This window comes from Collinsella aerofaciens (assembly GCF_040915425.1).
GTDB lineage: Bacteria > Actinomycetota > Coriobacteriia > Coriobacteriales > Coriobacteriaceae > Collinsella > Collinsella aerofaciens_BW.
The window spans coordinates 1-11,180 of sequence record NZ_JBCPDN010000002.1; the positions used below are offsets into that span (position 1 = coordinate 1).

The 11,180-nt window shown below is 62.7% G+C and carries 14 protein-coding genes, 1 other RNA gene and 1 pseudogene; 9 read left to right on the plus strand and 7 right to left on the minus strand.

Translation table 11 applies throughout. The features are described 5' to 3' along the window. From AB5164_RS00360 to AB5164_RS00395, 8 genes and pseudogenes are all read left to right on the plus strand, one after another. Nucleotides 1-371, plus strand: a 371-nt coding sequence (locus AB5164_RS00360) for a hypothetical protein (RefSeq protein ID WP_368147714.1), incomplete at its 5' end; no start/stop codon positions are given. 31 nt (nucleotides 372-402) lie between these two features. Further along, nucleotides 403-543, plus strand: a pseudogene (locus tag AB5164_RS00365) (DUF6273 domain-containing protein); the annotation flags it as partial. A gap of 192 nt (nucleotides 544-735) precedes the next feature. Further along, nucleotides 736-1,917 (plus strand): RNA-directed DNA polymerase, encoded by a 1,182-nt coding sequence (locus tag AB5164_RS00370; protein ID WP_368147715.1) that lies wholly within the window; start codon nucleotides 736-738, stop codon nucleotides 1,915-1,917. A gap of 18 nt (nucleotides 1,918-1,935) precedes the next feature. After that, a complete protein-coding gene (locus AB5164_RS00375) occupies nucleotides 1,936-2,181 on the plus strand; it encodes a hypothetical protein (protein ID WP_117637890.1) in 246 nt (81 codons plus the stop codon). An 86-nt stretch (nucleotides 2,182-2,267) separates the two neighbouring features. Then, the gene (locus AB5164_RS00380; RefSeq protein WP_117765361.1) at nucleotides 2,268-2,681 is read left to right on the plus strand and encodes a hypothetical protein; all 414 of its coding nucleotides are present in this window, start codon (nucleotides 2,268-2,270) and stop codon (nucleotides 2,679-2,681) included. Between the two features lie 13 nt (nucleotides 2,682-2,694). Beyond that, a complete protein-coding gene (locus AB5164_RS00385) occupies nucleotides 2,695-3,000 on the plus strand; it encodes a hypothetical protein (RefSeq protein ID WP_117637892.1) in 306 nt (101 codons plus the stop codon). Between the two features lie 3 nt (nucleotides 3,001-3,003). Continuing rightward, nucleotides 3,004-3,816, plus strand: a complete 813-nt coding sequence (locus AB5164_RS00390; RefSeq protein WP_368143332.1) for an N-acetylmuramoyl-L-alanine amidase — start codon at nucleotides 3,004-3,006, stop codon at nucleotides 3,814-3,816. A 3-nt stretch (nucleotides 3,817-3,819) separates the two neighbouring features. Continuing rightward, nucleotides 3,820-4,131: a hypothetical protein gene (locus AB5164_RS00395; protein WP_368147716.1), complete on the plus strand. Its 312-nt coding sequence runs from the start codon at nucleotides 3,820-3,822 to the stop codon at nucleotides 4,129-4,131. A 105-nt stretch (nucleotides 4,132-4,236) separates the two neighbouring features. On the opposite strand, the gene ssrA is transcribed toward AB5164_RS00395, so the two are convergent. After that, nucleotides 4,237-4,600, minus strand: a transfer-messenger RNA (tmRNA) gene (gene ssrA / locus AB5164_RS00400). A 237-nt stretch (nucleotides 4,601-4,837) separates the two neighbouring features. Here ssrA and AB5164_RS00405 point away from each other — a divergent pair. Next, entirely contained in the window at nucleotides 4,838-5,272 is a 435-nt protein-coding gene (locus AB5164_RS00405) for a hypothetical protein (protein WP_152067369.1), read from the plus strand. 58 nt (nucleotides 5,273-5,330) lie between these two features. Here AB5164_RS00405 and AB5164_RS00410 read toward each other — a convergent pair whose 3' ends face one another. The 6 genes from AB5164_RS00410 to AB5164_RS00435 form a co-directional block, all read right to left on the minus strand. After that, the gene (locus AB5164_RS00410; RefSeq protein WP_368142555.1) at nucleotides 5,331-5,846 is read right to left on the minus strand and encodes a type II toxin-antitoxin system VapC family toxin; all 516 of its coding nucleotides are present in this window, start codon (nucleotides 5,844-5,846) and stop codon (nucleotides 5,331-5,333) included. Next, nucleotides 5,843-6,196: a hypothetical protein gene (locus AB5164_RS00415; protein ID WP_368142554.1), complete on the minus strand. Its 354-nt coding sequence runs from the start codon at nucleotides 6,194-6,196 to the stop codon at nucleotides 5,843-5,845. Before AB5164_RS00415 ends, AB5164_RS00410 begins: the two co-directional genes overlap by 4 nt. A gap of 139 nt (nucleotides 6,197-6,335) precedes the next feature. After that, on the minus strand, nucleotides 6,336-8,351 hold the full coding sequence (locus AB5164_RS00420; RefSeq protein ID WP_368142553.1) for a heavy metal translocating P-type ATPase: 2,016 nt from the start codon (nucleotides 8,349-8,351) through the stop codon (nucleotides 6,336-6,338). A gap of 78 nt (nucleotides 8,352-8,429) precedes the next feature. After that, nucleotides 8,430-8,675, minus strand: coding sequence for a DUF6110 family protein (locus AB5164_RS00425; protein WP_022094642.1), 246 nt, complete (start codon nucleotides 8,673-8,675; stop codon nucleotides 8,430-8,432). Between the two features lie 402 nt (nucleotides 8,676-9,077). Further along, complete coding sequence (gene gatB, locus AB5164_RS00430; RefSeq protein WP_368142552.1) at nucleotides 9,078-10,754, minus strand: Asp-tRNA(Asn)/Glu-tRNA(Gln) amidotransferase subunit GatB; 1,677 nt, start codon at nucleotides 10,752-10,754, stop codon at nucleotides 9,078-9,080. After that, the coding region (locus AB5164_RS00435) for an amidase family protein (RefSeq protein WP_368147717.1) at nucleotides 10,754-11,180 on the minus strand (427 nt) is incomplete at its 5' end. The genes gatB and AB5164_RS00435, both read right to left, overlap by 1 nt.

The following is an 11,180-nucleotide window of genomic DNA, read 5'->3' on the forward strand; positions in this document are numbered from 1 at the left end:
CCTCGGTAGTGCCCAAGGCCTACAGGCTGCTGAACGCGGTGCCGACCGTGGAGACGGCGCGCAGCATCGTGTACAACGTCAACCGCGCCGACTGCTTCTATCCCAACAGCTCGTTCAACGCGCTGGAGAGGAAACGCTACCTGACGCTGGCCATAGCGGACTGCGAGCAGCTTATGCTGGACATGCAGTGCCTCATGGATATCGGCCTGCCCGTGAACGCCAACCGCTTCGAGGGGCTGGCGGCCATGGTCGAGGAGGAGATCAGGCTGCTGAAGGGCGCACGCAAGAACGTGCGCGTGACGGGCAAGAAGTCCACCGAGGAGCGCATAGCCGAGGCCGAGGCCGAGCTAGAGCGCCTGCGTTCGCTATAATGGGCGGCGGTCGCGCCTTGTTTATCGGTACAATTGGTGGTTGCGTTCCGTTGCGTCGGGCTCCTCGTCCAACGTGTGCTGCGTCAACAACAACGGCAATGCCAACTACAACTCGGCGACGAACGTCTGGGTTCGCCCCCGCCCCGGATTCCCTTATTGCCAGACCGAGTAGGCCCCAGAGCCGAAAGCAGAGCGCGAAGAGGAAGGAAGGCGCGACCGTCGGGCATGCGCCCGTAAATACGCACCCCGCGAGGGTGGCCGGACGCTGCTTGCATGGCGCGGCGCTCCGTGGCTTCGCCGCGTTTCATGGCCATACCTCAAGCGGCTGCCAGAGCCACATTGCAAGCCGCGCGGGGTGCCTCCTGTGAACTCCGAGCAAAGGCGGGCGGCGCGCCGCAAGCGCCGCGAGGAGAAGCGCGCGCAGGCCAAGGCCGAGCGCGTCAAGGCGTGCACGCTTGATACCGTGGCCGACCTCAACAGCCTGTGCAAGGCTTCAAAGCAGGCCGCGCGGGGCGTCATGTGGAAGTCGTCCACGCAGAGGTACATGAGAAGCTACCTGCGCAACGCCGTCCTGTCCCGCCGCGACCTTTTGGAGGGGCGCGACATATGCCGGGGCTTCATACGGTTCGACCTGTGGGAGCGAGGAAAGCTGCGCCATATCAGCGCCGTACACTTCCCCGAGCGCGTGGTGCAGAAGTCCCTGGCACAAAACGCGCTCGTGCCCGCGATCGTGCCCACCCTCATAGCCGCCAACTCCGCGAACATAAAGGGGCGCGGCACCGACTACGCCCTGAAGCTGCTCAAGCGCCACCTGGCCGACCACTGGAGGCGGCACGGCCGCGAGGGCTACATCCTCCTGGGCGACTTCTCCGACTACTTCGCGCGCATAGCGCACCAACCCGTCAAAGACCAGGTGGCCTCCGCGCTGCTAGATCCGCGCGTGGTCGCCTTGGAGCACCGCCTGATAGACGCGCAGGGCGATGTGGGCCTGGGGCTGGGCAGCGAGCCGAACCAGATATGCGCCGTGGCCCACCCCAACCGCATCGACCACTATGTGACCGAGATGCTGCGCCCCGAGTCTTACGGGCGCTACATGGACGACTTCTACCTGATACACGAGTCCAAGGACTACCTGCAGGTGTGCCTGCTGCTCATAGGGCGCAAGTGCGCCGAGCTGGGCATAGAGCTGAACCCGCGCAAGACGCGCGTGGTGAAGCTGTCGCGCGGCTTCACGTGGCTGAAGAAGCGCATCTTCTACACGGAGACGGGCCGCATAGTCGTGAAGCCGTGCCGAGACTCCATAACGCGGGAGCGCCGCAAGCTCAAGAAGATGGCCCGCATGGTCGCCGATGGCGTCATGACCCCCGAGCAGGTGGAGCAGAGCTACCAGAGCTGGCGCGGCGGCATGAAGCGGCTGGACGCGCACCGCAGCGTGCGGGCCATGGACGCGCTGTACCGCAGCCTGTTCGGAAATCCCGCGGGGGGGGGTTGCTCAATGCAATCCAAACCTGGAGGCGACACGGATGGGAACATGCCCCTACCCTAGCAACGGAAGGAGCGACCCATGACAGAACAGGAAATCGCCGGGGAGATCAACGGCTACAAACAGCAGCTTGAGCAGAGCGACTACAAGGTCATGAAGGCGGTGGAGCGCATCTTCTCCGCATCGTCCATCACCGACCTGCTCTCGGCCATCGCCGCAGCTGCCAAGGAGGTGGCCGAGATCATCTCGCAGCGCCAGACGTGGCGCGACCGCATCAACGAGCTGGAAGCCATGGAGCCCGACCAGCCGGAAGCGCCGCAGGAGTAGCGAGCGCCCCTTCGGGGGCGCTTTTCTTTTGCCCGGCGACACCTCGCGGACAATCGCGGCAGCGATTCGAGGAGGTGAGAAAACGAATGACCGACGTGCTGGAAATCTTCGCGCCGTACGGCCCCGGGTCGCTTTTCGGCGCGCTGCTCGTCCTAGTGGTCCTGTACTTCGGCAAGCAGTTCCTCGAAGAGTTCAAGGCCCAGAACGAGCGCAAGGCGAACATCGACCTCAAGCGCGAAGAGCGAAAGCAGGACGAGGTGAACGAGCGGGCGCAGCGCGACCGCGAGCGCAGCCAGATGGAGGGCCGCATCGCCGCGCAGATGGAGCGCAGCAACGCGCTGATGGAGGCTATGAAGGCGCTCATGGAGTCCGTCGTGACCTCCAACGAGGTGCTGCACGCCGACCTGGCGAACAGCCAGGCGCGCAGCCAGGGCATGGCGGCGAAGGTCGACCACATCGCCGACCGCGTTGACCTGCTCTACAAGGAATCGGCTCGATAGAAAGGAATCCGAAATGACAGAAATGCAAGCAATCGCAGCCATCGTGCTGTCTTTCGCCGTGCCGTTCGCGGTGCAGCTGATCAAGACCGAGGCCATGACTGGCAAGGCCGCGCGCATCCTGGCGCTGGGCTGCTCGCTCCTGGCGGGCGTCGTGACCGGCTTCGTGGGCGGCGTGCCCGCAGACCCGGGCGCATGGGTCACGTGCGCCTTCGCCGTGGTAGGCGGCGTGCAGGCGGCCTACACGCTGTTCAAGTCGGTGGGCATCACATCCAAGTGGCTCGATGCCCTGTTGGGTGTGACCGTAGGCGGGAAGGAGTAGGCAATGGCTAAACTGTTCATCATCTGCGGCCACGGCGCTGGCGACCCCGGCTGCTGCGCCGGCGGCTACACCGAGGCGGAGCGAGTCCGAGCCCTCGGCAAGCGCATCAAGGAGCTCGGCGGCTCCGAGGTCGAGCTGGGTGACATGTCCCGCAACTGGTACGCCGACGGCGGCATCAACCGCCTGAGCACCGACGCGCCAGTGGTGGAGCTGCACATGGACGCCAGCGGCATCGCCACGGCCCACGGCGCGCACGTCATCATCAAGGAGGGCTTTGAGCCTGACGAGTACGACAATGCGCTGGCCGACAAGCTGGCGGCGTTCATGCCCGGGCGCTCCGAGAAGCTGGTGCGACGTTCCGACCTCGCGAACCCGAACCGAGCCGCCGCGCGCGGCATCAACTACCGCCTGTGCGAGAACGGCTTCATCGACAACGACGGCGACCGCGAGAAGTTCAACGGCAACCTGGACGAGCTGGCGCGCATCTACCTGGAATGCTTCGGCATCACTGCTGGAAGCGCCCCCGCAGCCGTCCCGCAGCCGCAGCCTGCGCAGCAGGAAACGACCGAGAACTTCGGCGGCACCTACCGCTGCACTGTGGACTACCTGCGCGTGCGCGACGCCCCCGGCCTGGGCGGCACCGAGGTGGCGCACTATTCCAGCGGCGAGACCGTGACGCTGGATAACTGGTACAAGATCGCCGACGGCTACGTGTGGGGCCGATACACGGGCTACAGCGGCGCAACGCGCTACATCGCCGTGGGCAAGGCCACGGGCAAGCCAGAGGCCGACGACTACCTGGTGAAGGTGGGATAGGCTATGCCGTACCCGAGCCCCGCAGACGAGGAGCGCAACGGCGGGCGCGGCCCCATCCTCGCGGCGGTCGTCCTGCTGTTCATCGTCCTGGCCGCAGCCAGCTGCGCGTCGCAGGCCATGGGAGCGCAGGACGTGACCGTGAGGCCAGCCCGCACGGACGGCCCCATATACGACCTGCCCGAGGGCATCGGCCAGGAAATCGTGTGCGACGAGCACAACCGCGAGTACCTGCTGCTTACCACCGAGCAGGGCGGCGTGTTCCTCATGCCGTACATGGACGAGGACGGCGAGCAGGAGATCATGCCGCAGGCCTAGAACGCAAAGAAGCCGCCCCGTATGGAGCGGCTTCTTTCTATCTGACGAGCAACACGAACGCCCGCCTGACGACGAACACGCGTATGTGTTCGCCTACTGAACAGTTGGTGGAGGCGCGGAGAATCGAACTCCGGTCCACGAAAACCCCCTGATTGGCATCTCCAAGCTCAGTCGCTGGTTTAGTCTCGGACGCTTTGCGCGCAGCGACACGCTCGCGGCGTCCTAACCGGTTCGGTCTTAGCCTGCGCCATACCGATTACGTGCGCAGGAGCATTCCCCAAAAATGACGTCGCGCCGGTGTCGGGGAAATCACCGGGTTGACGCGCCGCTATAAATTAAGCAGCGAGAGCCATAGGCTCAAAAGAAGAGTTGTTGTCAATTCAATTTGACGGTACCCCTGTTTAACGAGGCGAGGAGACCTCGGCTTGCTTCCTCTCTCAGAGCTATCGTGTCGAAACCAGTCGCCCCCGAATGTCGGGAAAGTCTGGATGGGATTGGGCACGAGTATCCAACACCCGTCGACTTTTCAAGGAACATGCGGGGCGAGCCCCGCTTGTGGAGTGTTATCTTACCACGTTCTGAAAGCGGACAGCTGTTCTATGCACGAGCTGTGAAGACCCCAATGTGTGCCACACTTCGCACTTTTGCTACCGAACACGTCACGTATATTTTCGCCAAGCAAAATTGACCCGTCGAAAGGACCGTTATGGATACCAAGCAGCAGCTCGTCAATGCCCTAGCAGGCCTGGGCTCAACCATTACCGAAGCTATGGATGTCATCGAAGGCTTTGTCCCCTGCGGACATCCCGCCCTCACGGTATCGAACGCACTCGTCGCGCTGGACGCTGACGATGATGCAGCTCTCGCCCAGCAGCTTGAGACCGTCAAGGGCTTTATCGACCACGTGAGCGAAAACCGCGGCGTGACCGCCTACCACGGCATCGAGGTCGAGCTCGCGGGTCCCAAAGCCGATCTGTTCGCAGCAATCCGCGAGGTAGGCGCCCTTATGCAAACCGCAGGCGTCAAGAACACCCAGGTCAACGAGTGGGTCTACCGCAGCCTGGCAGCGCTAAACGATTCCGACGAAAAGGCAGCCGAGCAGCTCGCAGAAAGTCCCACCATTAAGGCCGAGCTTTTGTAAATAGCAGACGCGGGCCCCTTGGCGCATCGTCGTCCAAGAGGCCCGCAAACAGTTCGCGTCAACCGATGGCCGCGCCGCCGCGTTCGGCCAAGGCCAGAATCGGCATCATTTGACGAGGTGTCTTTGCTGCAAGATCGGCATGTTCGAGCAGCTTGCGATCGTTAGTTACCAAATAATCGACCTGTACGCGCTTGCATGCGGCGAGTACCAAGTTGTCCTCGTAATCGCGATGGAGCGTCAGATATTTGTCGGCTAGCCACAGATCGGATGCATCAGCGCCCACGGCCATAGCGTTTTCGGTCATATTCCGAACGAACGCCAGCGCCGCATCGCCAATCGCGCGGGCAGATGCCTCGTCGAGTGCTCCCCCACTGGCAAGAACGCTTCGCTTCAGCTCGTGTTGGACAACGTACAGTACGTCCTTAGCGATATGCACCGGGAAGAACAGCAACGCCCCCGTCTCCGTCGCCTGCCCAATAAACGCACGCGCGGCAAGCGACTCGGCATGGTCGACGCAAAACGAATCAACCCATACGTTGGCGTCTACCATGATCTTGAGAGGCGCCCCACTCACTGGATCATCCCCTTTTGGCGATAATGCTCATCCATGGCTTCGGAATAGATTGTGTCCCAATCGCGATCGTCGGATACAGGCGACGCAGCGATGCCCATATCTGCATAAAGCCGGTCTGCCGCTGCCCACGACGCGGCGAACGGAGTATCGGGCGCGACGGCCTGCTGCCGGTCGTCGACGGCCGCAAGCACTTCCTCGCACTGCCCGCCACCCTGCGCAACCTTGGCCACGACTTTTTTAATAAGGTCGGGCAGCGTTCCACCCGATAGTCGCAGCGCCTCCTCGGCACGCTCTTTAACCGAGCGATCCACGCGAACATTCACCTGCGCCATGCTGCCAACGGTAGCCATCTCAACCTCACCTTCAGCGTTTGCTAGCCGTGCTAGCATGAGCATATATCTGAGCTAACATCTCGTCAAACAAAAGAAGGCCTGCACCCTGGCGGCTGCGGTGCCGCCCGAATGCAGGCCATATACTCAATCGAAAACGCTAACGCAGGTACGCCTTCGCGTTGCCCAAGCTGTAGGCGATCGTTGAGCCGTTGTGCAGCAGTGACGACGTCTGCGGAGTGATCATGCCGGTAATACCCAATGCCAACAGCGCCGAGTTGGTGAGCATCACCTTGGAATACGAACTCGACAGACGGTCGATAAGCCCCTGACTCATGCGGCGCAGGCGCACGATTGCGGCCAGATCTGTATCGGTCAGGATGATATCGGCGACCTCCTTGGCGATGTCGCTTCCACCGCCCATGGCCAGACCCACATCGGCCAGACCCAGCGCCGGTGAGTCGTTGACGCCGTCGCCCACCATGGCAGCGTGGCGCCCCTCGCGCTTAATCCGCTCCACATAGGCGTACTTGTCCTCGGGCAGCAGCTCGGCCTTAAACTCGTCGACACCTGCTTCGCGAGCAATGCGTGCGGCGGTGCGCTCCGAATCGCCCGTGAGCATAACGACATGCTTGACGCCCAGCGCATGCAGGTCGGCGATGGCCTCACGGACCCCAGGCTTGAGCGGATCCTCGATACCGAGCACGCCGACGACCTTGCCATCGACCGCCAGATACAGCGGCGACAGGCCCTGCATCTGGGACTCGATCTGCTCCTTAATGTCGGACTCGAGCTGCGCGCCCTCGTCCTCAAATACAAAGTGAGCGGAGCCGATGATGGCGCGACGTCCCTCGATGGACGAAGCGATGCCGTGCGCCACAATATACTCGACAGCAGCGTGACGTTCGCGGTGCTCGAGCCCGCGCTCGCGTGCCGCATTGACCACGGCGCGCGCCACCGGATGCGGAAAATGCTCCTCTAGGCAAGCGGAAAGGCGCAGGATCTCGTCCTCGCTCCAGCCATCGGTGGTGAGCACGCAAGCTAGGCGCGGCTGGGCCTCGGTGAGCGTGCCGGTCTTATCAAACACAATGGTGTCGGCCTTGGCAAACGACTCAAAATACTTGGCGCCCTTGACCATGACGCCCATCTTGGCAGCATCGCTCATGGCAGTCATGACGGCAACGGAACCCGTGAGCTTGAGTGCGCACGAGTAGTCGACCATCAGTGCCGCTGAGGTCTTGATGAGGCTGCGCGTGGTGAGCGCGACCAGGCCCGCGAGCAGGAAGTTCCACGGGACGATCTTGTTGGCAAGGTCCTCCATATGCGACTGGCCTTCGGACTTGAGCGAGTCGGCTGTCTGCACGAGCGAGACGATTGAGCGCAGTTTGGTTTGCGCCGTATTGGCGCGCACGCGCACCAAGATGCCGCCGTCTTCCACGACGGTACCGGCAAACACATCGTCGCCCACGCTGCGCTCGACGGCCAGCGGCTCGCCGGTCAGGGTCGCCTGGTTGACCATAGCGCTCCCCTGCTCGACAACACCGTCGATGCAAATGGACATGCCAGTGCGCACGGCGACCAGGTCGCCGGGCTCAAGCTCGGTGGCGGCAACACTTACCTCGGTGTCGCCGACGACCTTTTGCGCCTTGTCGGGCACATCGAGCAGCGAGTTGATGAGCTCGTTTTCGCTCATGGCGCGGGTGTAGTCCTCGAGCAGCTCGCCCACGTTGAGCAGGAACATTGTCTGGCCCGCGGTGTCGACATCACGCTTGACGAACGAGATGCCGATAGCCGAAGCGTCGAGCACGGGAACGGTCAGGCGCGGCTGCGCCAGCTCATGAAGGGCAGCGCGCAAAAATGCCATGTAACCGGCCACGACAAACACTGCACGCAGAGGCGTCGGCAAGAACCAGCGGCGCGCGTAGTGGGCGCCGATAAGTGTGGCAAGATCCATGACGAGCTTGTGCTTGCGTGGCTCAAGCTGCATCACGTAACCCGTCTTTGCGTCGGCAATGGCCTGGGCATCGAGCGCACCCAAGGCGTCGAGCACGCCCGCACGACACCGCTCGTCATATTCGAGCGCCATCTGGCCAATGCGGCCATACACGCGCACCTTGTGCACGCCGTCAATGTCGCCACCAAGCTTAAGAAGTGCATCGAGATCGCTCTCTGGCACAGGACCCGCCAATTGAAGACGGGTCCTGCCGGGGATCTCGCTAATAATCGAGAATCTCATAGTTTGTGCCTGGGCGCGTTACTCGGCTGCCTCGTCAGCAGCGGCCTCGCTCTGGGTGATGTAGGCAGCCTCGGCAACCATGTCATCGACATTGGCCTTGGCCTGCTCGACCATGTCCTGGTAGCAGTTCTTGACGCGCATACCGCACGCGATGCCCTGCACGCAGGCATTCTTTACCGGAGCGCTGGTGAGCAGCTTGATGCCGGCCGTGCCAAGCAGAAAACCGCCACCGACAAGCAGGGTATTGAACGTCGACTTCTTCATGTTGCTTCTCCCTTTTGCCGCATTGGACGCGGCACGGTGCCTCAGCACCCGAGTAAACAAGTTTGCTCGAGCACACTTTTAGAAAATAGTTTAGTTTATCTAACTATCAAGTTCAACAAAGGTTAACTTTTTGGAAACTATGGGGCGCGATGTGACCAAGGGACCGCCCCTGCGCCACATCCACAAAAAATGAGGGCACCAACGGCGCCCTCATTCACCAAATTCCATTCAGCCCCACCTGACCCGAACGGCCGAGTCGTCACGGAACCGAGGGGCCGGGCGCAGGGCCTTGCCTCTCAATGAGTTCCGCACGAACAGGAGGCGCCAGTGGCGCCTCCGTCGTGAGTCAGGACTGTCCGAAATTGAGAGGCAAGGCCCTGCGCCCGGCCCCTCGGTTCCCGCTTACGAGAGCGACGTTCTCAGCAACTCGTTGAAGAGCTTCGGGTTGCCCTTGCCGCGACTCGCCTTCATGCACTGGCCCACCAAAAAGCCGATGACCTTTTGGTTACCGTCACGATACTGCTGCGCCTGATCGGCACAGTTCGCCAGCACCTCGTCCACGATCGGCTGCAGTGCGCCGGCATCGCTCACCTGACGCATACCGCGCTCGTCGACAATCTTGTTGGGGTCGTCGCCGGTCTGGGCCATGGCCTCAAAGACCTCGTGCGCCTGGTTGGAGCTGATGGCATCGGTCGCCAGCAGCTTGGCAAGGGCTGCCACCTGAGCCGGCGCAATGCCGGACTCGGCTAGTGAAACGCCTGCACCCTTAAGGTAGGCGATCATCTCGTTCACCAGCAGGTTTGCGACCGTCTGGGCCTCCTTGCCGGCCATACCGGCAGCAGCGGCCTCAAAGAAGTCGGCAAACTCGGGGTCGCCGGCGATTTGCTCGGCGTCAGCCGTCTTAATGCCAAAGTCGGCCTCAAAACGGGCACGCTTGGCGTCGGGCAGCTCGGGAATCTCGCCTCGGCAGCGGTCGATGAACTCGTCGTCCAGATCGAACGGCGCTAGGTCGGGATCGGGGAACAGGCGATAGTCGTCGGCCGTCTCCTTCACACGCATGACCACGGTGCGCTTGCGGCTGGGCTCCCAGTGGCGGGTCTCCTGATAGATGATGCCGCCCTCCTCGAGCACCTCGGCCTGGCGGCAGATCTCGTAGGCAAGGCCGTCATGCAGGCTCTTAAACGAGTTGAGGTTCTTGAGCTCGGTCTTGGTGCCCAGTTTGGTCTCGCCGCGGCGGCGCAGCGACACGTTGCCGTCGCAGCGCATGGAACCCTTCTCCATGGAGCAGTCGGAAATGCCCAGCGTCACAAAGATGCGACGGAGCTTCTCCATAAACAGGCGAGCCTCCTCGGGCGTACGCAAGTCGGGCTCGGTGACGAGCTCAATCAAAGGCGTGCCGCAGCGGTTGTAGTCGACGAGCGACTCGGCCGCGGCGGTAATGCGGCCCTCGGCGCCGCCCACGTGGACCATCTTGGCGGCGTCCTCCTCCATGTGGATGCGCAGGATGCGGATGGGCACCGTGTAGGAACCGTCCTCGCGGCGCTCGGGCATCTGCAGGTTGGACGCATCGTAGCTGGCCAGGTGACCGGCGCGCTGGTTGCCCTCGCGCATGGTCGACGTCATGGACGTGGACAGGCCCTCGGCGTTGGCCGAGGCGCTCGCCAGACTCTGGGCCTCGGCCTCGCCAAACGCGCAGTCGGGGCGCTCGGCGGCACCGCGACCGGTCACGTCCAGGTCCAGGTGACCGTACATGGCAAAGGCGACCGGACCCTGCGTGGTCTGGAAGTTCTTGGCCATATCGGGATAGAAGTAATGCTTACGGTAGAACATCGAGTGGCGCTGGATCTCGCAGTTGGTGGCGAGACCGGCCTTGACGATGCTCTCGATGGCGCGCTTGTTGGGCACCGGCAGGGCGCCGGGCAGGCCCAGACACACCGGGCACACGTTGGCGTTGGGCTCGTCATCGTGGCTGAGCTTGCAGTTGCAGAACATCTTGGTATCGAGTGCGGTGAGCTCGGTATGGATCTCCAGGCCGATCACGGCCTCCCAATCCTGCAGGACCTCGGAAAGCTCCTTCATTACAGCTCGCCTCCCTTCCCGGCAAAATCGGGCGCGACGGAAAGCGCGGGCGCGCCCGTGGCGGCATCGGCAAAGCCGCGCTCCAGGGCGCGGGCAAACGTGAGCAGCTGACGGTCCTTAAAGGCAGGTCCCACCAGCTGGGCAGAAACGGGCAGATGAGTATCCTCGCCCAGGCCCAGCGGCACCGAGATACCACCGTTGCCGCAGATGTTGAGCGAAATGGTGTACAGGTCGGAGAGGTACATCTGCGTAGGATCGCTGATCTCGCCAAACTTAAAAGCCGTGCGCGGCGAGGCAGGCATAAGGATGGTGTCTACCTTGGCATACGCGGCGTCGTAGTCCTGTGTGATGAGCGTGCGGGCCTTTTGCGCAGCGTAGTAGTACTTGTCGTACACGCCCGAGCTCAGCAGGTAGGCGCCGAGCATC